Annotated in this window: 16 protein-coding genes; 14 read left to right on the forward strand and 2 right to left on the reverse strand. The window is 35.6% G+C overall.

What is annotated here, in order from left to right; all coding sequences use genetic code 11:
- The 3 genes from AC6F8J_RS04365 to AC6F8J_RS04375 form a co-directional block, all read left to right on the forward strand.
- A partial coding sequence (locus tag AC6F8J_RS04365; protein ID WP_500721308.1) for a MurL-like N-terminal domain-containing occupies positions 1-1,411 on the forward strand: 1,411 nt, incomplete at its 5' end.
- The gene (gene murD / locus AC6F8J_RS04370) at positions 1,408-2,769 is read left to right on the forward strand and encodes a UDP-N-acetylmuramoyl-L-alanine--D-glutamate ligase (protein WP_500721310.1); all 1,362 of its coding nucleotides are present in this window, start codon (positions 1,408-1,410) and stop codon (positions 2,767-2,769) included. The genes AC6F8J_RS04365 and murD, both read left to right, overlap by 4 nt.
- A gap of 172 nt (positions 2,770-2,941) precedes the next feature.
- Positions 2,942-3,409 carry a hypothetical protein gene (locus AC6F8J_RS04375; protein WP_500721311.1) on the forward strand — a complete coding sequence of 156 codons (468 nt, stop codon included), beginning with the start codon at positions 2,942-2,944 and terminating at the stop codon, positions 3,407-3,409.
- A gap of 103 nt (positions 3,410-3,512) precedes the next feature.
- Here the strand turns inward: AC6F8J_RS04375 and msrA are convergent, their stop codons facing one another.
- The gene (msrA, locus tag AC6F8J_RS04380) at positions 3,513-4,013 is read right to left on the reverse strand and encodes a peptide-methionine (S)-S-oxide reductase MsrA (protein ID WP_500721312.1); all 501 of its coding nucleotides are present in this window, start codon (positions 4,011-4,013) and stop codon (positions 3,513-3,515) included.
- Between the two features lie 213 nt (positions 4,014-4,226).
- On the opposite strand from msrA, the gene AC6F8J_RS04385 reads away from it, so the two are divergent.
- From AC6F8J_RS04385 to deoC, 4 genes are all read left to right on the forward strand, one after another.
- Positions 4,227-6,038: a heme NO-binding domain-containing protein gene (locus AC6F8J_RS04385; protein ID WP_500721314.1), complete on the forward strand. Its 1,812-nt coding sequence runs from the start codon at positions 4,227-4,229 to the stop codon at positions 6,036-6,038.
- Positions 6,039-6,226: 188 nt separating this feature from the next.
- Positions 6,227-7,237, forward strand: coding sequence for an aspartate--ammonia ligase (asnA, locus tag AC6F8J_RS04390; RefSeq protein WP_500721351.1), 1,011 nt, complete (start codon positions 6,227-6,229; stop codon positions 7,235-7,237).
- 25 nt (positions 7,238-7,262) lie between these two features.
- Entirely contained in the window at positions 7,263-7,769 is a 507-nt protein-coding gene (locus tag AC6F8J_RS04395) for a hypothetical protein (RefSeq protein ID WP_500721315.1), read from the forward strand.
- 99 nt (positions 7,770-7,868) lie between these two features.
- Complete coding sequence (gene deoC / locus AC6F8J_RS04400; RefSeq protein ID WP_500721317.1) at positions 7,869-8,534, forward strand: deoxyribose-phosphate aldolase; 666 nt, start codon at positions 7,869-7,871, stop codon at positions 8,532-8,534.
- A gap of 188 nt (positions 8,535-8,722) precedes the next feature.
- On the opposite strand, the gene AC6F8J_RS04405 is transcribed toward deoC, so the two are convergent.
- Positions 8,723-9,838, reverse strand: coding sequence for an aminotransferase class I/II-fold pyridoxal phosphate-dependent enzyme (locus AC6F8J_RS04405; protein WP_500721318.1), 1,116 nt, complete (start codon positions 9,836-9,838; stop codon positions 8,723-8,725).
- A 188-nt stretch (positions 9,839-10,026) separates the two neighbouring features.
- On the opposite strand from AC6F8J_RS04405, the gene AC6F8J_RS04410 reads away from it, so the two are divergent.
- Genes AC6F8J_RS04410 through AC6F8J_RS04440 form a run of 7 tightly spaced genes read left to right on the forward strand, consistent with a single transcriptional unit; the run spans position 10,027 to position 22,811 of the window.
- Complete coding sequence (locus tag AC6F8J_RS04410) at positions 10,027-13,047, forward strand: DUF5717 family protein (protein WP_500721320.1); 3,021 nt, start codon at positions 10,027-10,029, stop codon at positions 13,045-13,047.
- A 10-nt stretch (positions 13,048-13,057) separates the two neighbouring features.
- Complete coding sequence (locus tag AC6F8J_RS04415) at positions 13,058-14,734, forward strand: Hsp70 family protein (RefSeq protein ID WP_500721322.1); 1,677 nt, start codon at positions 13,058-13,060, stop codon at positions 14,732-14,734.
- Between the two features lie 15 nt (positions 14,735-14,749).
- Positions 14,750-16,441, forward strand: coding sequence for a nucleotide exchange factor GrpE (grpE, locus tag AC6F8J_RS04420; RefSeq protein WP_500721323.1), 1,692 nt, complete (start codon positions 14,750-14,752; stop codon positions 16,439-16,441).
- A gap of 14 nt (positions 16,442-16,455) precedes the next feature.
- Complete coding sequence (locus AC6F8J_RS04425; RefSeq protein ID WP_500721325.1) at positions 16,456-17,877, forward strand: DUF5716 family protein; 1,422 nt, start codon at positions 16,456-16,458, stop codon at positions 17,875-17,877.
- Positions 17,878-17,889: 12 nt separating this feature from the next.
- Complete coding sequence (locus tag AC6F8J_RS04430; protein ID WP_500721327.1) at positions 17,890-19,527, forward strand: DUF5716 family protein; 1,638 nt, start codon at positions 17,890-17,892, stop codon at positions 19,525-19,527.
- A gap of 13 nt (positions 19,528-19,540) precedes the next feature.
- On the forward strand, positions 19,541-21,628 hold the full coding sequence (locus AC6F8J_RS04435) for an Hsp70 family protein (RefSeq protein ID WP_500721328.1): 2,088 nt from the start codon (positions 19,541-19,543) through the stop codon (positions 21,626-21,628).
- A 34-nt stretch (positions 21,629-21,662) separates the two neighbouring features.
- Positions 21,663-22,811: a tetratricopeptide repeat protein gene (locus tag AC6F8J_RS04440; RefSeq protein ID WP_500721329.1), complete on the forward strand. Its 1,149-nt coding sequence runs from the start codon at positions 21,663-21,665 to the stop codon at positions 22,809-22,811.
- The last annotated feature ends 6 nt before the right edge of the window (positions 22,812-22,817 follow it).

Genomic DNA, 22,817 nt, shown 5'->3' on the forward strand with positions numbered 1-22,817 from the left:
GTCCTATAGGGCCTTGGTGGATATCGGAGGGATTATTATGAGCTTGGAGCAATACCATAGATTATCAACAAAATATGATAGGTTTGTATATGAAAGTTATCAGGTGGAAACCATAGATGAGAAGTTGATGCTGAATTATCAGTACAGGTTAGAAGGTGACAACCAAACGCCTATAACTTTTTTTCATCGCGTCAGTTACGAACTGATACACGAGTTGGAGGAGCAACTGAATCTTGAGCAGTTAAATAAATTAGATGCCCTCATATTCTCTATTGGTTTGATTGAAGGAATTAATTATTATAAGAGTGTATGTCCCAAATCATATGTGATTGCATGTGGCACCATTGATGTTGATCAAAAAAAATGGTGGCAAAAATTATTTTATCACGGACTAGGGGAATTGATTTACCTAAATGGGATGTCGGATGAGGTGACGGAACCTAATTTGGTTCATTTTATTTGTGACCATAAGTGGCCAAATATTTTTGAAGAGATGGATTTGGATTTGTCTGGGAACTTGATTCCTGTAGGAGGTGGTAAGGATTCCGTGGTGACCTTGGAGCTTCTAAAAGGTATGAAAGAGGATAATCTGTGTTTTGTGATGAGTCCACCTCAAGCAGCGATTGATTGTATTCATATTGCCGGGTATAAGAATTATCTCTTGGCCAAACGTTATATAGATAAGAAAATACTAAAGATGAACGATCAAGGGTTTCTTAACGGTCATGTGCCTTTTTCGGCCATATTAGGCTTTATTGCGGTAATGGGGGCAGCCTTAGTCGGTAAACGCTACATTCCCCTATCTAATGAGCGCAGTGCCAATGAATCAACGGTTATTGGTGCCAGCTTTAACCACCAATATTCTAAGAGCTATGAATTTGAAAAGGATTTTAATAATTATGTGAACCGTTATTTGATTCGGGACATTAATTATTTTAGTTTACTTAGACCATTGTATGAAATAGATATAGCAGAAAGATTTGCTAAGCACGAGGCATATCATGAAGTTTTTAGAAGTTGCAACCGAGGTAAGAAGGATAACAGTTGGTGTGGTCACTGCTCCAAATGTCTTTTTGTTTTCATTATTTTAGCGCCTTATATGTCAGAAGAAGCCTTGATACGTATCTTCGGCTATAATCTGTTGGATAACATGGATTTGGAACCCATATTTCTTGAACTCATTGGTGTCAAAGAGGTTAAACCTTTTGAATGTGTGGGTACCATCGATGAGATTCGTTGGTCTATGAAACACATCATTGAAGAACTTGAAGAAAAGAACAAACTAAAACCAAGTCTGGTCAAAGTTTTTGAACAAATCATACCCCTAGACACGATTAATCCACCGAGTAAGTTTGAAGAAGAAAAGGATATACCAGATCACTATTTGGGATTGCTTGAGGAAAAGTTATGATAACATATTGGAAGGACCAATTTGATAATAAAAAAATTGTGATTTTAGGCTTTGGAAAAGAAGGTATTTCAACTTATCGATTCATCAAGTCCATTACTGATAAATGCCTTATACAGATTATGGATCAGAATATTGCCCAACCGGATAAGCAAGTTCAAAAAATAGATACATCGACCTATTTTTATCCAAAAGAACGGTATTTAGATTTTGACAAAGACATTGATTTGGTTTTTAAAAGTCCGGGCATACCTTTAATGCATATAAAAGGCTTAATAGAGCCAGATAAAATAACGTCTCAAAGCAATGAGTTTATCAAAGTTTATAAAGACCATATGGTTGGCATTACAGGAACAAAAGGTAAAAGTACAGTTTCTACGTTAGTATATGAGCTTCTTAAAGGAGAAGGTATGAATGTTGAGCTGATTGGTAACATTGGGAAACCACCTTTTGACCATATCCCCCCAAAGGCGCTCTCCACTTTTTTTGTCTATGAACTATCATCACATCAATTGGAAACGGTCAGTGTATCACCTAAGTATAGTATCATACTTAATATATTCCAAGAGCATTTGGATCACTATGCGTCTTATGATCATTACGCAGAAGCCAAAATGAACATAGGTCGGTATCAAAGCAATGAAGATGTTCTGATTTATAGCGCCTTGGATGAAGAAATCCCAAAGAGACTGGATGGGTACAAAAGTAAGCTTATACCAATTACAAAGAATGAAGCTGTAAGAGTCGGCCTAATCGTGACCCCTAGTGGTATAGATTTGACAGGTGATTTTAACACAGTGCACTTAGATCAGAACTTAAAAAGACATTTAATGGGCGATCATAACCTAATCAATATTGGTGTGGCTGTATATATAACCTTATTATTAGGTTATAAGCAATCAAAAACAAGAGAAAAGGTCATTGAGAAATTCCCAGGATTACCCCACAGGTTGGCTTTCGTGGCACGTGTCAATGGCGTAGATTTCTATAATGATTCCATCTCAACAATACCTCAGGCCACCATTGCAGCCGTTAACGCATTAGGAAATGTGGATTCAGTTATTATTGGCGGTATGGACAGAGGGGTAGATTATGGGTGTCTAGTGGATTATTTCAATAATCATGAGAAAATAAAAGTTATACTGCTACCGACAACAGGCCACCAGCAATATAGCAGATTAAAACACCCGGACCGACTTTTTTTGGCCAAGGATATGGAAGAAGCGGTTGCTATGGGCAAGCGGATTACGGCCAAAGACAGTATTTGTCTACTGTCACCGGCAGCCGCTTCCTATGGTGTATATAAGAATTTTGAATCACGAGGTAGGCATTTTGAATCGTTAGTCAAGCATCTGCTGTAGATAAGGTTGGCATTGACAAATGATCATTAAAATACTAAAATATAATTAAAGTATTTTATGGTAAAGGGTTCAAAACAATACAGTTGAACTTAAAAAACTTGGTTTTGACTCTATAACCATTTTGTGAAACTAATAATAGAGTTGAAAAACAGAAAGAAAAGGGAGAAATGATATGTACAATGATGGAGGCGCAATTTTTGCACTATTTGGTGGGTTTATATTTTTGTTCTTTTTGATTGGTATTGCTAATTATGTATTGATGGCAATGGGTCTTATGAAAATGGCACAGAACCAAGGCATTGAAAATCCTTGGTTAGCATGGGTGCCTATCGGTAACATCTATATCCTTGGCAAGCTTGTAAGAACAATAGAATTCGGTGCCAACAAATATGAAAAAGCAGAGATGATTTTATTGATTGGATTTGCAGCAACAGTTGTATTAGGTGTTATTCCATTAATTGGTACACTGATTAGTTTAGCTTATATGGTATTGTCCTTTATGGTAATCTTTAAGCTTTATAAGATGTATGCAGCGGAAAACGCGACATTATACCTAATTCTATCCATCGTGTTTGCCATTATAGCACCAGGTATTATCTTATTTAAAATAAAAGACAATACACCTGTAGAAGTAGCATAAAATCGTCCCATTACCATGAGACGACTTATAATGTGATGCTTGAGCAACTAAAGATATATATCTTTAGTTGCTTTTTTTCTAGAATAACAATTAAGCATATTGACTAGGATTTATTCATTTTTCTGCGAAGTTCGTCTAAGGGAATATGGCAATAGCCATAAGGATTTTTCTCTAAGTAGTCTTGATGATAAGCCTCTGCATTCCAAAACTTGATAAGGGGCTGTATTTCTGTGACAATCGGCGCAGAATATTTTTTTTGTTCTTCAAGTTTTGAGACATTAATAGTGTCTAAGTCTTCAGAATCAATGAAATAAATGCCTGTTCGGTACTGCTCACCAACATCCGGGCCTTGGCGATTGAGAACAGTTGGATCTATAATAGCCCAATAAGCTTTAAGCAGCTCAATAAGGCTTATTTTATTTTCATCATAGGATAAATAGCAAGCTTCTGTATGGCCGGTTTTTTTTGAGCAAACTTCTTCATAGGTTGGGTTGGTGGTGTGACCGTTAGCATAACCAACTGTAGATGATATAACACCATCTATGAGCTTAAAATAGGCTTCAACACCCCAAAAACAACCACCTGCAAAAACAATTTCTTTCATGAGAGTAACAACTCCTTTCATAGTTTCATAGTAAAACAAATGTAGCAAAATAGCAACTATTTAATATCGGTTGATAATACTTCTTGAGAAGTAGAAGAAATAATGTTATTATATAAATGATTAGGGTATCAACTAAGATTGGTATACTTTGAAAGTCTTAGTTTTGACATCTTAACCGTTATGGAATTACTATACTATATAGAGGTGATTGATATGAAAGGTACCGTTGTTTCCACGTGGTTAAAAACATGTAAAAAAATGCTGGGTGAAGATTTAATAGAAGGCGCTTTGATTAAGTCAAATATAGATCCTAATCGAGTTTTTTCACCATTAGAAGATGTTGAAGATCGTCAGGTATTTGGTTTAATCTCAAATATAGCTTCAGCAGGTAACATGGAAGATAAAAAATTATGGCGTCTTATTGGTACCGATAATTTAATTACATTTAAGACAGATTATCCAGGATTTTTCAGAAGGGAAAATGCTTATCAATTTTTGAATGCAATGAATGACCTACATGTGATAGTAATGAAAAGATTCTCAGGTGCAAAGCCACCGGCTCTTGACATGACCGTGATAGGCACCAATAAAGTACAATTTAAATACAGTTCTAAAAGAGGTATGTTTGATTATTTCCTGGGCCTTATGGAAGGTGTCAAATCGTATTTTAAAGAGAACTTTACTATGGTTGAGATAGGTCGAAGCGATACTGAACTTACACTGGAAATTGAATTCGAATACCCTGTTGAAGTGATTCATAATTATACACTCAATCGATTTTTTTCATTTAGATTCATTAAAGATATATCTCTAAAAATAAGCCTAGGAACGATGTTGATGGTAGCTGTTTTAGGAACGATTATAAGCCTTTTTGCACCGGAAGTCATTGGACTAAATGGTGTTGTTGGTTTTACATTGTTATCCGGGTTGGCTTCATTAATAAATGCAAAATGGTTAAATAAGCCTTTAAACTTACTAAGTAGGAGCCTTTCAGAGATGCAACAAAAAACATATAGCAAAAAATATATTGTATCATCCAAAGATCAATATGAAGATCTATTAAAACAGATTGAAGCTTATAAGGATAGTTTGAAAATCGATTTTCAAGGTTATAATGGTATTGTTGATGAGATGTCTATTTTCAGTAAAACCATGGATGAGATTTCAAAAAGTATGGCCTTCACTTCAGATGAGATTGGTGATGTGGTGGAACAACTTGCATATGCAGCGACCAGTCAAGCTGAGGAGACTGAAAGTTCAATTTATATGCTCAATGATAACATCAATGAGGTTAAACGTATTGCTCATGAGGAAAATGAGAATAAAGATGAGTTAGAGGTTTCGGTTAAGAAAATAGAAGACAGCTTTGACAATGTTGAAAAAACAGCCCATGAGATTCAAATTATTTTGAAACATTTTGAAAAAGTAAAAGAAAATGGCTTGAAATTAAAAGATAATGCTCAAGGTATTACCAACATTGTATCTTTAGTATCAGCTATATCACAACAGACCAATTTATTAGCACTGAATGCATCCATCGAAGCTGCAAGAGCTGGTGAGGCAGGAAAAGGTTTTGCAGTTGTAGCCGAAGAAGTGCGCAAGTTATCAGAAGCAACTAATGATGCTGTAGGTAAGATAAACAGTAGGCTTGGAGATTTTGTAAGTGAGATTGGTCAGATGGTTACAGATGTGGATCATCAATATTCAAGTCTTGAAGATGAGAATGAAAAATTATCACATGCGGTTAGTGCCTCAGGAGTAGCTAAAGAAACCATACAAGAAGTGGCCAATAAAATGGTTGAAACATCAAAGAAACTAGAGACAGAGACAGAGGCAATCGCAAAAGTGTTTACAAATATGGAATCACTTGCGGCCATTGCAGAAGAAAACTCCGCCTCCGCACAGCAGGTGAGCGCGAATGTCACCAATTATACAGAGCAGATTCATAATCTAAGTGGAAACATTAGTACGTTTAAAGGTATAACAGCAGGCTTTAGTGAAGATTTAAGTGTTTATAAGATATAGTGTTATAAGGCAAGCGTATGTGAACTGTGCGCTTGTCTTTTTTCGTTCTTAGTTTTGACTAAGAGTATTTCATCTAGACCGTCCCTAACCGATAACAGCTTGCCAATAATAATAGAATTCGATATGATAGTAAATAAGATAAAAATCAGAATGGACAAGAAAAGGTGGATAATCAAATGGAGCAGACCATGGAAAATCTAATAATACCCAATGGCTATAAAACAGATTTGGATATTAAGGAAACAGAAAAAGCAATTAAACTTATTAAAGACTTTTTTGAAAGAGATCTAGCAAGAAAATTAAAACTGTCAAGGGTATCCGCACCCTTATTTGTTAGACCCGAAACAGGAATGAATGATAATCTAAATGGGGTGGAACGACCAGTTGCCTTTGAAGTAAAGGCGATAGGAGATAAAGAAGTAGAGATTGTCCATTCTCTTGCAAAGTGGAAGAGAATGGCGTTGAAGCGTTATAGATTTGAAGTGGGTGAAGGTTTATACACAGACATGAATGCGATACGCAGAGATGAGGAAACAGACAATTTGCATTCAATCTATGTGGATCAATGGGACTGGGAAAAAATCATCCATAAAGAAGATCGAAATGAATCTACCTTAAGAGATACCGTCAACAACATTTACAAAATATTCAAAGATACAGAAGTACTCATTGCTAGGCACTATCCGAGCATTGAAGAATTTTTGCCGAATGAAATAACCTTTATGACCACTCAAGAACTGGAAGATCTATTCCCTGACTTAACACCTAAAGAAAGAGAAAACAGGATTACCAAGGAAAAAAAGGCAGTGTTCTTAATGCAAATCGGTCACATACTCAGTTCTGGAGAACGCCATGATGGTCGGGCTCCAGACTATGATGATTGGACATTAAATGGAGACATCCTTTTTTGGTATCCCTTATTAGAACGTGCTTTCGAATTATCTTCTATGGGTATTAGGGTGGATGAAGAAGCCCTTAATCGTCAACTTGTATTATCTGGTTGTGAAGACCGAAGAAAATACCCCTTTCACCAAGCACTTCTAAATGGCCAACTGCCATATACAATGGGTGGTGGTATAGGTCAATCAAGGCTTTGCATGTATTTTTTACGTAAGGCCCATATTGGAGAGGTTCAATCCTCTATATGGCCGGACGCAATGCTTGAATTATGTGGGAGTAACAACATTATGTTACTATAAGAGCATCATATATTGGAGGTCAGTCATGGCATATCAACGCATTTATTTTAAGGACAAGATGCAAGAAGGGTTTTATGATCTTACAGAAGAAGCAGGTCAGAATTTTCATGAAATGTTTGAACCGGAGTTGACACCCAAAGAGATGTTAGCCCTTGGTGTCTTTGGTGGTAAATATATGACGGACTGTAAGGATGAATTTCCAAATTCATGGTTTGAAGGTGCAAAACTATCACCACAGAAGAAAGACATCCGTCTTAATTACTTCAAAGTAGATGCATCCTTACCCTTACAGGTATGGCAGGATAAAGGATGGATTTATCCGGGAGACCCTAGGGGTTGGTTTCAATGGTATTGTAGATATTATCTTGGCAGACGCTTACCTGAAGAAGATCTAAGACAGATTAAGCGATGGAAAGCCATGAGACGCCATATCGGTGCCATTAGAAAAAATTGTCAGCCTCTAGACCTTAACTGTAGAAAAAAGCAAAGACAGGTCTTGTTGCACTGGGCATATGACAGCCGGAAGATATGACCCTATGTCATGACATAGTGAGGCGTTGTTGCATTGACACTTGTATTTTATAGGCTTAGACTGAAGTAAAGATACTGTAATCAATAAAGGAGGACAACCATGAATCTAGCCAAATACATTGACCACACGATATTAAAGCCGGACGCAAGACGGGATGAAGTAAAAAGAATATGTGAAGAAGCCAAAAAATACGGCTTTGCTTCTGTCTGTGTGAATTTAGTATATACTAAGTTCGTGAGTGAAGCATTAAAAGATAGTGAAGTTAAAACTTGTACAGTAGTAGGATTTCCACTCGGTGCGGTATTACCTGAGGTGAAAGCATATGAAACAGAGAAAGCCCTTGAAAAAGGATCGGAAGAGATTGACATGGTGATTAATATTGGTGCTTTGAAAGATCAAGATTATGAGCTGGTTGAAAGAGACATAAAAGCAGTAGTAACAGCAGCAAAAGGTGCACTTGTAAAGGTTATTTTTGAAACCTGTTTATTAACCTCAGATGAGATTGTAAAAGCTTGTGAACTATCTATGGCAGCAGGTGCAGATTTTGTTAAAACAAGTACCGGTTTTAGTTCGGGTGGTGCAAGGGTTGAAGATGTAGCATTGATGAAAAAGACCATCGGCAATGATGGAAAAGTAAAAGCATCCGGTGGTATTCGTGATTATGAGCAAGCGACTAAGATGATTGAAGCCGGTGCAGAACGTATAGGTGCATCTGCCGGCATCGCAATTGTCAAGCATGAAACAAACAAAGGGACAGGATATTAAAGTAATTAAAAAAAGCGGACATCTTTATGCTAAAAGAGTGTCTGTTTTTTTTATTCTCTAGGAAAGTCATACTCTAGCATTCAGCTTTAAAACATAGCTAATGCGTCAAGGTCCGTTCCTTTCCTTCGTTCGGAAATATGAGCAGAACTTCTTTTCTTGTTTGTTTGAAATCATGGCTTGTTTTTTTGTTAGTGTTGGGTTTTATGGTCATCTTGAAGAATGCGTAATAATTCATCCAACAATAAATCATTATCTTCTTTACACAAGATACAAAACCTTAAAAATTTATTGGATAAGAATGGAAAACTTGAAGCATCGCGTATCATGAGATTCTTTTTGATGAGCTTTTCAAATACTTCAAAACTGTTATGTGCACTCAAAAGTTTTATTAATATGAAATTTGCGGTTGCAGGATAAACTTTAACCATGGGCCATTGACCTAAAACATTTAAAATCCGTTGGCGTTCAGTTGAGATCAAATGCCTGCTCTTATCGATATAAGCAAGGTCTTGAACCATAAGTTCTCCGGCATAGGCAGCCAAGGAGTTGATGGTCCAGGGATTTTTCAAATCATTAATTTTATGAATAAGGGCTTTGTTTCCACTGATACCGTATCCAAGTCTTAAGCCGGGAGCAGCATAGAATTTAGATACACCACGAATGATAAAAAGGTTCTGGTAAAAGGGTGTTAGTGATACAGCAGAGATTTCATTTACATCTTCAGCAAATTCCACATAGGTTTCATCAATAACAACATCTACATCTTGCTCTAGACAGAAATCCAATATTTCTCTCATTTCTTTTTTGGAAATGGACGTTGACGTAGGATTGTTAGGGTTACAGATGACCAATAAGTCTGTTTGCTCAGATAGGTGTTGCTTTAGATTTTCAATGTTAATTTCAAAATCATCTTCCTCAAGAAGAGGGAAGTATCTGGATTTCCCATTATTAATAAATATTTCTCGTTCATATTCAGAATAGGTAGGTCCAATGATTAAAGCATCCTGAGGGTGCAGTACTTTGATAAACAGAGATATTAATTCTGTTGAACCATTACCAACCAGAATATCTTCATAGGGAGCACCTATGTATTTCCCTAAGGTTTTTCGAAGGTCTAAATAGTCTCGGTCAGGATAAGCTGCAATCAAATGAATTTGTCTTGCCAGTTCTTCTTGTATGGTGGCTGAGAGCCCTAGAGGGTTCACGTTACCACTGAAGTTGATAATATCGGTTGGGATTAAATGGTAATGGGCGGCAATTTTTTCTAAATCACTACCATGAAAGTGCTGTTTAATGTTTGCCATGGAGATAACCTCCCTATAATTGTACATTAGATGTGTGGTTAGATTAATTATACACAGATATAAAAAGTTTGCAAGATATCTATTCGTTTCTATGCGTTGTTTGCTACCTTAAGGAATGATATAATAAGTATACCTTAAAACCACTCCCATGGATATATTGTAAGTGCAAGATCAAGGAGAATTTTATAATGGATTATGATTTTGAAAAACGAATTGAGGCAGATTATGAGTTACTGTTACCAAGGCCGGTATACTCAGTTGAGCAAATAAATATAACCATTGAAAAAGGTGAAGTATATTGTAGTAAAATCTTTATGGAAAACATAGGTGAAGGTTATTTTTTTGCGTATGTAAAAGCAAATGGAAAAGGTATACGTATAGAGCGCCAACAGGTTGAAGGCAATAAAACGGATTTGGCTTATGAAGTGGATGCTAAGGCATATAAACTTGGCGAAGAAATAGATGGTTTTTTATTATTCACTTACCAAGGCGGGGAGAAGAAGATCACAATAAAGGGGAAAATCATTCAAACAGCCACGTATTCAAATCAATGGATCGAACCCAATAATAAAAAATCAAAAGCTCAACTTCTACCTCAAAAAAAAACCTATCAGATTGTCATGAATAAAAAATCATATAGCACTCAAGAAAAGGCTAGAATTCTTATTTACAATCATGAAATATACCCCATAACGGTTAAAGTAATAAAGAAAGACAAAGACTTAATGGTTGAAGATGCCTTTATAACAGTTGAAGAAATGAACCATCTAGATGTTCATTTGAAAACATCTTTTTTTTCCAAGCTAAGGAATGGTTATTTTAAGAGGTATTTTCCGATTATTGAGAAGCATCTAACATTGGAAATACACACTGAACTTGGATACGAACATATTGAATATAAATTAACCTTTACCAAATTCAAAATTTTGCAAGTTGATACGAAAATAACATCCGAAATGGAGTTCAAACAATCTCTCATTGAGATTCATAAGCTATACAGATCTTATCTTTTGAATCATGAAAAGCATCTTATAAATAAAACGTTAGTAGTACTTAAGCAAGCCATAGCCTATCATATGACCGATATGAATCTTAAACTTTTTTATATCTTGTTATTAATTGATTTAGATGAGGTGGATGAAGTCAACAATCAGCTCTTGGCACTTTCAAAATATAAGCATTATTATCAAGACCTTGACTCGGAAAACTATAGTGAGTTGATGACTACACTCTATAGCTGGTTAAAGGGTGATGAAGTAAGTGATATCGTAAAAAAATGGCCTATGACACCGATGAAGCAAATTTTTCGTATGCATCTTTTTAATCCGACACGTCTTACTTTTTATGACTTTGAAAAGTTATATATAGAAGGTATAAGAAGCCCATTTCTTTATGCGGAAGCAACGGTTCTACTAAATGAAAAACCGATGGTTCCATTGGGATCATCAAAGTTCTATAGATCCTTGTTAAGATGGGCATTAACAAAAAACATGCTATTGGATAAATGGATTGATCTTATTGAGAACAGATATTATCAAGTCATTCAGACGGAAGTGTTAGACAGTAATCTATGTTATATTTTATACACAATGAGATTTTCCATGAATCTGAAAAAATTGTTTTGTACAACGCTGATTCGAGAAAAAAGAATTGATTCAGAGGCGCATGCGATTTATGCTGAAGTATTAAAGGATAAAATTTTTATAAAAGATTTAATGACATATTATATAAAATCTGCTTTTTATAACCGTTTAAACATTGAAGTTGAAAATCTGACTTTGATGACCGTATATCAGAATCTAACTCATGATGAAATGGCATATTGCTTAAAACAATATAGTCAGAAAGCACGTCCAAATGATAATTACTATGGTATGTATAGAAGGCTGTATTATGACTTTTTACCTACATGTATGCATGAGAATATGAACAAGGATGAGAGTGTGCTTATTCTAAAAGAAATAGAATATCTTTTAGAGAGACAACAATGGATTGAACTAAAAGCATTGATTTCAAATAATGGTCTAAAGCAATTGGTTTTGATAGACGAAAAAATCATTAAAGATCTATTGGAACATGGTATTGATGGTCTGGATTTTATATGGTTAGAGAACCAATTAGAATTAAAGATAATAATCCGACTGATTTCAGATAAGTACTATAAAGCATATGTCAATTTATTACTAAACCAAGAGCGCTTTAAAGACCTTATGATACTGGAACAGGAAGGTTTGCTCAAACGTGATGACGGCCAAATTCTCATTACTATCCTAAAGCGACTACGTGAAAAAAAATCAGAATATGCTCATGAGTTAGCCTATAGAATGAACAAGGTAAAAATCAATCATCCTGTGGTTCTAAAAACCATAGCAGAAACATACGAAGATTGCTTAGGTCATATGTTGGATTTTTTAGATCAAATGCAAGCAATAGGCGTTTCATCAAAAACCTATATGGAGCGCGTCTTATATAAAGGTATGATAACGCGCTTGCATCATGAACGGGTGTATGAAGCTTATTTGAATTACAGAAAAATGTTTTATGATGAAATTGTATACGAAGCCTTAGATCGATATTATGCTGCACGTATCTTAATTGAAGAAACTTACGGCACTTATAGACTTATTGAAGTGTTTGAAGAAGACATTTATAATTGTAGACAGGCCTTTCCAATCGGGTTGGCGCTACTTAAATTATATGATCACTATGGCAAAAAAAACGAAGTAATTTCCAATAATCTTATCAAAAACGCTGTAAAGAATGGTATAATATTTCCGTGGTTTGCCAATTTAGCCATTCCTTATTTAGAAACAAGTCGATTTAGAAAAGGCACATTTTTTTCTTATAATTGTAGATCAAAGATGGATGTGACCATGCATTATAGAGCAGACGGACAAGAGACATATCAGGCCCTTAAAATGAAGCATGTTGCTTTTGGTCTTTTTATCGGTTATATAATTACTTTTTACTTGGACCACGTAGACTATTATTTTGTTGAGTCTTCTAAGGATGGAAAAAAAGATATAACAGAAAGCCATCAGTTTGTTCAGTCTCAATTTCTTGAACCACAAAACGAATGGAATGGGTTCGATGTTATTAATACAGTTAAGATGAGTCAAATTATGAAAGATAATGAAAGTTTGGATAAAATCATGAGACATCATATAGGGATTAGAAAAACCATCCGGGATACGATGGAAATACTGTGAGGGATAAAAAATGGGGACATTAACACTAGAATTTGAAAAAGGACTTTTCTTAGGTATCGATTTTGGTACAACAAACACTGTGGTTAGCGTCTATGATTATGATGAAGACAATGTTTATACAATACCTATCGATGGACAACTCATATTTCCAACTGCTATACAATTTGAAATGGATTTGGAAGTAGCCGGAAAACTCAACAGCATTTTTGGTATCCAAGCAAAAGAATCAGCCATTATCTATCCAGAAAGCACGGTTTTATCAGTGAAAAGGCTATTAGAAAAAGATCAACCTATAAAGGTGATAGTAGAAGAGACCACTTATGATTTCAAGCCGGAGGATATTGTAGCTCAGATATTAAGCTATATAAAGATCAAGGCAAATGATTATATCCATGAAGAGAAACATGTTAGTGGCGAATTTGGCGGTTGTGTTATTACGGTACCGGCCAACTCGACGGACAAGCAGAAAAATAAGATGCGTTATGCAGCTATGGTTGCGGGTTTTATGGAAGAGAACATATTTTTAAGGCTTGAACCAGCTGCAGCTGCCATAAGTTATGCACAAATAGCTACGAAAAATAGTCATGTTTTAGTTTATGATTTTGGAGGCGGAACATTTGATGCATGTCTTTTGAATTTAAGATCTATACAAGATGAAGAGCCGGAGATATCTATTACAAGCACATACGGAGACAATCATTTAGGTGGAGATGATTTAGATCGTTTAATGATGGATATGGTTTATGATGCTTTTTTAGAGACAACGGGTCATAAAATCAACTTATTTGATTTATCAAAAGAGGATGGTGTATCAAACCAACAGAAGAAAATGGCTTTAGTTCGTATAAAACAAGTAGCCAATCATGCAAAAGAACAGTTATCCAAGACAACTTCCACCAAAATAGTCCTAGCACCCTTGCTACAGGAACCGGAGTTGATTAACATAAGCCTTGTAATAAGCCGTGAGGCTTATTACAATCATAGAAGAAAGCATAAGTTGGATGAAAGCCCAGAGGATTTCAAACAAATGGAAGGGTTTTCTCTTAAAGACTTAGTTGCAAGAACGATGAACTGTGTAGATGGATGCCTAGAAGCAGCAGGTCTTATGCCTCAGGACGTGGATGAAGTATTCCTTGTTGGAGGAAGTTCAGCCATTGTCGAGGTAGTAGAACAGATTACAAACAAGTTTGAGAAGGCGCCATATAAAACAATGATTAGTCCTGCTCTTAGTATTTCTCAAGGAGCGGCTTATTATTGCAATATGATTATGTTACCGTCTATTAAAGGCCCCAAAGTACTAGAAAAGACAGTTCATCCATTGGGATTAGAAATAGCAGGACGTCGTTTTATGGAGATTATTGAGGCAAACATGTCAATTCCTGAAGAAGGTCTTGAGATTGAAGGGGAAGAGTTACTTTACACCAACTATGATGATATTACTAGTATGGCCATTGTTGTCTATGAAGATACATTAGTCGATGGTGGGAAGCGACTGAAATTTGTAACAGAAAAAGGTATGAAAAGGTTGGGAGCCACGACACTAAAGGGCATTCCTAACGCGCCAAGAGGTGAAGAAAAGGTGAAGGTTGTTTTTAGAGTTAATCGAAATCATCTAATGACAGTTATAGCCACAAGTACAAGCACAACAGGTGTAGAAACTATGTTGGCTGTCGACCAATTATATTAATCATCGGAGGCAAACATGAATCGAATTATAAAAGAAAATGAGATAGAAAAGATTGTACTTGAATATAGGGTCAAAATGCATGCAATTGAAGATTTAACTTGTAATCTTATTAAATGCCAGATTGAGAATATCTCATCAAGGATGCTCTTGGTAATAAATCAGAATCTAAAAAACAAAGATGAATCAAAAAGTTTTGAAAGTTTATATTATATGATGAAAGATACCAAAAGCATATATGAAAAATATATTCGTTTTATAGGCGATCATGAAATTCGAATAGAAAATAAGCAATTGGTGGACTTCGTTACCGGGATTAAAGAAATGGCAGAAAATGCTATATTTAATTTGGAAAATGGCAAGGACAATCCGATTGCCTATGAACGTATGGTAATCATAAGTGGTGGGATTCTTAAAATCAAAGAAGCCTACCGTAAGAAAATGGACATGCTTCATGAGACATGTGCAATTGATAGCCACATAACCAAAGTAGAACTGTTAGATTATATCCGAAGTTATATATCATCGTTTTTTGAAGCTATAGATAAACCGGTAAAAGAAATTATAAAAAATATTCTTGATGATTTATGGGATAGTGTAGAGAAAAAGAAGTATATAGGTCTTTTATTGGAACAAAAAAAGGTTATGGAAGTCCTTATGATGGTTAAGGTAGATGACTTTAAAGGTGCGTTAAAGCGTCAAGAAGTGGATTTTCTTGAGGCACTAACGAGTATCATACATGATGGTTATGAGAGGATTTTGATGAAAGAAGATCAGTTAAGCAGAACCAGGCAAATTGAAGTACATGAAATCGACTTTTTATCAGATGAGAGCATTAAGCAAGCAATAGAAAAAAACATGTCCATCTATAAAGACAATTTGAATACAATGTTAAAATATGTGGATGAGAACCATCAAAATAGTCATGAAGCTTTTATTCATTTGATGTACGATGAACTATACAAAACACATAAAAGCCTGCTGATGAAAGTAAAAAAAGAATCCACAAACTATCAAATTCTAAGCTGTCATATACTGGAAATATTTGATCAATTAGTGGTCGGCCTCCAGAATCTGAACTTGAAATACAAAACAACAGAAGGTCAAAAAATTGGAGATGCCATTTGTGACACAATATATATGAAATACGATACATTAAAAGAAAAAGATACAGAATATCAGTTGGTCAAGAAAGATATCAGTATTATAGAGGACAAAAAGCTCTACGATATGAGGATGTTGATTGGAGAAAAAGCTGAAGGGTTATTAGAAGATGCTATAGATGGGTTGACGGAAAGATTGTTAGATGTTCAGACCCATTATCTAAAAGAAATGGCTCTAATTGAAGAAAAGGTTCATAAACAAAATATAGTCTATCTCAAAAACGACATATTGTTTGAACTAAGAACATACGAAGAGATGATGCGCCATTCACTAAAAAAACTTGTGGATTTGGAAGGTGACCATGTAAAGGCATTATCTTTACTGTTAATAGAAACGCAACGTGCTCTTATGAATGCATTGGATAGGGTACATATAACAGTTATTGAACCCCATGAGCATAATCAATTTGATGGGAAAATACATGAGGCTATTTTAGCAGAATCAATAGAAGGGTTTGAAAAAGGGAGCATTATCAAGTGCCAGAGTGTTGGGTATCAATCAAAATCCGACGTACTTATTAGAGCCATGGTCATTGCAGCCAAGTAGCAAGGAGGTTATTAATGAAGCTCATTAGAATTCATGAAAACCATTATTATGTGGGTGTTGATTTTGGGCATCATACAGTAAGTATGAGTGCGTTAGAACATCGGACAAAAAAACCGGTTATGTTGGATAGGACAGGTGGATATGGACAAATCTATGTGCCGGCCAAGATGGCGTATTTAGTCAAGGAGGCGACATGGCTCATTGGTGAAGAGGCCGTCATGATGCATATAAGTCAAGATACGATATTTTTTAAGAACCTATTGTTAGCCTTTTATGAGAGAAAAATATTTGAAATAGGGAGTGTTAATTACGAATCTGAAACTTTAATTGCCATTTATATCAGTGAACTGCTTAAGCATTTAGAAAATATTAATCCTAATAGTATGATTAAGGGCTTGACCATAACCCTACCGGATAGAGTTGATTATAGGGCGCACTTAATATTGAAAGAAGCTGTAACCTTATACTTAGAAAAATCATATAAAGGATTGAGTAAATTACAGATCCATGTAATCTCTAATTCCGAAGCGATGCTCGCTTTCTTGGAAGGCTATAGTCTAATTGAAAGGAAACAATGCTACTTTATGGATTTCGGTCATGAAGCCTTTAGAGTCTATGATGTCCGCTTAGGGGAAAATATAACCATCCATCTCATCATTGAGTCAAAAGCCTTATCTGGTTATGCTATATTAGAAGAAATAGAAAAATTAATAAGCACAGCTTATTTAAGTCATAATAAAAGAAAAAATTTGGATGAAGAAGAAATTAGACAGATTCAGGATATGTGTAAAACATATTATTTATATATTCTAAGGGCTTATCAAGGCAAGAATGATGTAAAAATAACCTACAAATTTGCACACCCACCTTTTCAGGCCAAGATGTATGCACCTGAATTAACGAAAGCTTTTGAACCTATTGAGTCATTATTTGAAAAACAGTTAGACAAGCTTAATATATTAGAGGGTGATTGTGAGGTTGTGGTTATGGGAAACGGATTCAGAAACTTATGGCCAAAGTATCACCTTCAGGAAAAAAGAATAAGTATCTTGGTGGAAGATTTGGACGCGGCATCAAAAGGGGCTTCATTATGGTCCTTAAAACCTTATAGAAATCAAAAAGTGAATTATATTGGACGTTTAAAAAAAGACTTTGGTGTAATGGTTCAAGAGGGTGAAATAGAGCGTTTCTTGACAATTGCACAATCAGGTAGCCACTATGCTTCAGACTTTGCATCGGTGGGGCTTATTATGGTTAAGGATAAAGACTTAAATCTAAAGTTATGCACAAAGGATGCTAAGGACAAAATTGAGGAAGTTACTGCCATGGAGTTAATGCCTCCTCAAAATAGTGAAGCAATATTTAGAGTCACATTAAAAATAGAATTTGATCATGAGATGCACTTGGTGCCAACGGTCCTTTATGACGAATTATAGACGAGGTGTTATATGAACTGGGAACATTACAAAGAACAGATAAAAATCAAGGGTGAATTAGAAGAAGATTGGTATATAATTGGTATCGACCTTGGCACAACAAACTCTGTTGCCAGTTATTGGAACAGTAGAACAGGTAAACCTGAACCAATTGATGTTAGTAATGGATTTGGCAAGATTCCGATGCCTTCAGTGGTTCAATACCGACAGGAAGAAGAACGTGAAGGAGAATGGGTTATTGGTGAAGAAGCCCTTCAAACCTTCAGAATTTATCCTGAAACAACCATTATGTCCATAAAAAGGAAGATGGGTTCGAAAGATAAAATAAAGATTAACAACCGAGATTATTTACCGGAAGAAATAGCAGCCATGATTTTGAAAGCATTGATTGACCATGTCAGAGGACTGAACCCTAAAATGATTTTGGCAGGTGTTGTGGTATCTGTGCCTTATGATTTTGATGACGCAGCAAAAAAGGCAACCATACGAGCTTGTCAACTGGCAGGTTTAAGTGACGGTCTTATTGGTTTAATGGAAGAACCGAAAGCCGGTACATTGGCTTATAACTTTAGGCATGATTTAAGCAAAGACGAAAACGTGATGGTGTTTGATTTTGGTGGCGGCACTTTGGATATAACCGTCTTTAATGTGGCCGAAAAAGAAGACGAAGCCATCCATCTTAAGGTCATAAGTGAAGGCGGTGAAGCCTATCATGGTGGTGACCATATTGATGCGTTGCTTTATCAACAGATGGTCAAATGGATGGAAGAAAAAACAGGACAGACAAGAGAGATGATGACGGTTGAAAGTGTAGCAGAGCTGACACAAAGAGCGAGGGAGACGAAGGAACGTCTTTCAGGTGTTATAAACTATAGAGTCCCATATACTTTTTGTGTACCTCCCTTTGTACAAAACTTATCTAGAGACGCATTTGAAGATATTATTCGTCCTTTTATAGAAAAGACAAAAGCATTGGTGCTTCAGACGTTAAAGGAAGGGTACAATGGACCTATTAGCCCAGATGAAATAAATAGAGTTATACTAGAAGGTGGATCATCCCAAATGCCATGGGTAAAAAGAATGCTTGGTGAAATATTTGATGACTCAGATAAGATATATGTATCTGAACAACCGGCCCTAGATATATCTATGGGGGCAACTTATTATGCCGCTATGAAGCTTGGTCTTCTGAAACATAGAGATTTACATACTTCAGATCGACAAGTTCATTTTGAAATACCGGTACCCCATGACATAGGTTTTGAGATAGATTATGAAGATAAAAAAGATTTCTATTCAATGATAAAAAGAGGCACACCCTATGCATTAGCAAAAAAAACCATGAGATTCACCTTATCAGGCAATAATGATGAAGATATGACCAGCATAGACCTGAAAATTCTAGAAAGAATTAAGAAAGAGGATCAGCTGGAAAATTGCAAACTGATTGGAGATGTCAGAATACTAGGTCTACCCAAACGTCCTAAAGGTAAAACCCGATTAGAAGTGACATTATCAATTGATGAAATGAGTGGCATAGTGAATGGTCAGGTTAAAGATATGGGTTACAGTGGTGAATACATGGCAAGTGAATTTAACCGTAAGTTTTCTCCAAGCCGCAATGAGATGCAGATCATACAAGCAAACTAAAAGGAGCAGTTATATGGGATTTTTAGGAATAGATCTTGGTACGACAAATTCAGTTGCCGTTATATATGATGATAAAAAAGATGCCTTAAATATTGTCAAAATTGATGGTATAGAAGAGGTGCTGGCCTCTGCGGTGTGTATCTTGGACGATGAGATTATTGTTGGGAATGAGGCGAAAAATAGTGCCATCATATATCCGGAGGAGACGATTTTATCAATAAAACGACAGATGGGAGAATCTTATACCATTAAAATTGGAGAAAGGAACTATCAACCGGAAGACATAAGTGCCATACTTTTAAAGCACTTAAAAGAAGCGGCCCAGTTGCAAAGTGGAGAAACTTATGATGAGGTAGTCATCACCCATCCGGCTTATTTTACTGACAGACAAATATATGCTACTAAGAAAGCAGGAGAACTGGCTGGATTTAAACAGGTACACTTATTATCAGAACCTCTGGCATCTGCTATTGAATATGGTTATAAACAAGGTTATGCTCAAACATTATTAGTTTATGACTTAGGTGGAGGGACCTTTGATGCGTGTGTACTGAAAGTAGTTAAAGATTTGAATGGCCATGAAACCTTTCAAGAGTTGTCGGATGTAGGAGATATGCATTTGGGAGGTGATGATTTTGATCAGATTCTTGTAGATTATATGGTCGAACAGTTTAAAGTGATGACGGGCATTCGGATTCGGGACATTGAAGCGCGTGAATCTGCAAGAGTACTTCATAAGCTTAAGCAAGAAGCAGAGCTACTGAAGAAAAAATTGTCCAGTACCAACAAAGTCAGCGTAAAGATATACCCGCTTATGGTACATGAAGGCATGCCTATGAATCTGTCGCTAGAGGTGACGAAAGATGAATTTGAAGCGCTTATACGACCGATGATTGATAAGAGTAAGGATATTATTAGTGAAGCTTTGAAAAGGGCGCAGCAAATGCCAGATGATATTTCCAAAGTCATACTTGTAGGTGGCTCTACCCTTGTACCGATGGTGAAAAGGATGGTAGCAGGTTTTATTAAAGAGCCATATCGAGCTACAGATCCTGCAAAAAGTGTTGCCATGGGTGCGGCAATGTATAATTATCTGATTCATTTGCCAAACAGTCAAGTAAAAGTTGGGCAGATTACAAGACAAAACTTTGGAACAGAAGCCATCACCAACATAGCTACGCATGAAAAATCATTAATCCCAATCATTCCTATGGGCAGCATCATTCCTATTGAAGTGACTGAGGAAGGTTTTAGCGCCACATCAGGTGCTAGTACCCTTAGAGTAGACGTATTTCAGTGGGAAGAAGGTCATGAAGAAGAAAAAAAATATACAGGCTCTTTAATGTTAGAAGGGATTAGCGAAGAAGCGCGTATTTCAATAAAGTATACCATTAATAGTGACAATATTTTTGAGGTTACAGTAAGAGATAAGAGCACTGAAAAGGAAATATCAGGCGAGTTTGACCGAAAGAAAACAATGCCTATATTGCCGGACGTAGAAAAACATACAAGTGGAGAGGGTGAAGGCCTTAATATTGTTTTTCTTATGGATACCACAGGCAGTATGGATACTTATATTGAAGGAGTAAAAGAAAAAGCCATCGCCTTTTCTAATGTCCTAGAAGCAAAAAAAATAGATTATAATTTAGGCCTTATTGGTTTTGGGGATTTATTAGAAAAAGAAAAGCCAAAAGTCTATAAGTGGACAAAAGACATACATAAATTTCAAAAAAAAATAACAAAAATACCAAGAACATGTGGTGGAGACATACCCGAGTCTTCGATGGATGCACTAGAAACAGGGATAGACTTATTGAATAAACTAAAAGAAGGTGAAAATTACAAGAACATATTCATCTTGATTACCGATGCGCCACCTCATGTGCCGACAATGCGTGGTAAGACAGTGGAAGACGTTGTAAATGCACTAATATCCCAAAAAATAACCACATATGTCGTAGCAAAAAAAGACAATAAAAGTCTTGAGGCATACGAACCCCTTACACGCACAGGAGGTTGTTATTACTCAATGCAGGATGATTTTATGGATATATTGGATGCAATAGCATACGCCATAGCGGATTTAGTTAAAACAACTTAATGCGATATGAGAAAAACTAAAGGTTTGATAAAAAATGTATAAAAGTATAAGCCCTATTGGAATGGAGCATGGTTTCATCATTCATATGATTTCAAAAAACGTCTATAGTTTTGAGGGTTTTTGTTATTGGATGTATCATCATGTAGAAGCATTTACGGACATCATAGAAGATAGAAAATTTATCTATTGGTTAAAAAAAGACCTTGGTTTGACAAAACTTGCCAATGAGATAGAGTGTCTGTATGAGAATAATCATAATATCGAAGAAATTATGGTAGGTATACTTAAGCTTTGTTCATATGCTAAGATGTTTGATGAATATGATTTTTTAAAGCGATTGAGAAACCACTTAGAGAGACCAAAGCATCTGCAGTACAAGCAAAAAGCAGATAAGTTCTTTAAGATGGGGTATTATAAGGATGCTCTAAAATGGTATAAATCAGCTCAAAAAATACACTTTAATCCCTTAGTAGAAAACAATATGGCAGTTGTTTATATGATTTTTGAAGAGTTTGAAATGGCAAAAAAATCTCTTGAAAAATCCCTTCAATCGAATGGACATATTACCATATATCTAAATAAAGTCAAATACCATACAATGCTAGGTCAATATCCTGAAGGGCTTGAGGTATTAGATGAGATTGTAAAAACTTTTGAAGACCCATTGATTTGGTACTATTATGGTCAAATTTATGAGCAACTCAAGCAATATATGGAAGCCTTATCTGCATATGAACGTGCATACGAGTTAACCCATTCTTCAAAGATTCTTAAGGATATGGTTAGGATAGATTTAGAACTTGGTAATTTTGACAGGGTAAACTGGAGGATAAAAGAACAATGTAGTGAAATATTGCTTAAGTTATATATTAAGGCTCAACGAGAGAAAAGATTAGAAAATTGGTCTGAGTATATTTTGTTAATGGACGAAGTTGTTCGGTTGTCAGAATACAATAAAAATTATGTTCTAGAACTGGCTCATTATTATAAAGATTGTCAACAGATTATAAAAGCCGTAGGACTTATTAATATGATAAACAAAAAGGAACGGTACCATGAAGAAGTACTATATACCCAAGCAAGTATAATTAAGCAAACAGGCAATTATGAAGGTTTTGATAACCAAATTGATAAGATTATTAATCAGTGGAAAAAAGAAGTGCGTAGCAACACAATCGACTAAAGGAGA

Source organism: Petrocella sp. (genome assembly GCF_059865615.1).

Coding starts and splice junctions, on each gene's coding strand:
- murD (WP_500721310.1), top strand. CDS start 1,408: ATGATAACATATTGGAAGGACCAATTTGATAATAAAAAAATTGTGATT.
- AC6F8J_RS04375 (WP_500721311.1), top strand. CDS start 2,942: ATGTACAATGATGGAGGCGCAATTTTTGCACTATTTGGTGGGTTTATA.
- msrA (WP_500721312.1), bottom strand. CDS start 4,013: ATGAAAGAAATTGTTTTTGCAGGTGGTTGTTTTTGGGGTGTTGAAGCC.
- AC6F8J_RS04385 (WP_500721314.1), top strand. CDS start 4,227: ATGAAAGGTACCGTTGTTTCCACGTGGTTAAAAACATGTAAAAAAATG.
- asnA (WP_500721351.1), top strand. CDS start 6,227: ATGGAAAATCTAATAATACCCAATGGCTATAAAACAGATTTGGATATT.
- AC6F8J_RS04395 (WP_500721315.1), top strand. CDS start 7,263: ATGGCATATCAACGCATTTATTTTAAGGACAAGATGCAAGAAGGGTTT.
- deoC (WP_500721317.1), top strand. CDS start 7,869: ATGAATCTAGCCAAATACATTGACCACACGATATTAAAGCCGGACGCA.
- AC6F8J_RS04405 (WP_500721318.1), bottom strand. CDS start 9,838: ATGGCAAACATTAAACAGCACTTTCATGGTAGTGATTTAGAAAAAATT.
- AC6F8J_RS04410 (WP_500721320.1), top strand. CDS start 10,027: ATGGATTATGATTTTGAAAAACGAATTGAGGCAGATTATGAGTTACTG.
- AC6F8J_RS04415 (WP_500721322.1), top strand. CDS start 13,058: ATGGGGACATTAACACTAGAATTTGAAAAAGGACTTTTCTTAGGTATC.
- grpE (WP_500721323.1), top strand. CDS start 14,750: ATGAATCGAATTATAAAAGAAAATGAGATAGAAAAGATTGTACTTGAA.
- AC6F8J_RS04425 (WP_500721325.1), top strand. CDS start 16,456: ATGAAGCTCATTAGAATTCATGAAAACCATTATTATGTGGGTGTTGAT.
- AC6F8J_RS04430 (WP_500721327.1), top strand. CDS start 17,890: ATGAACTGGGAACATTACAAAGAACAGATAAAAATCAAGGGTGAATTA.
- AC6F8J_RS04435 (WP_500721328.1), top strand. CDS start 19,541: ATGGGATTTTTAGGAATAGATCTTGGTACGACAAATTCAGTTGCCGTT.
- AC6F8J_RS04440 (WP_500721329.1), top strand. CDS start 21,663: ATGTATAAAAGTATAAGCCCTATTGGAATGGAGCATGGTTTCATCATT.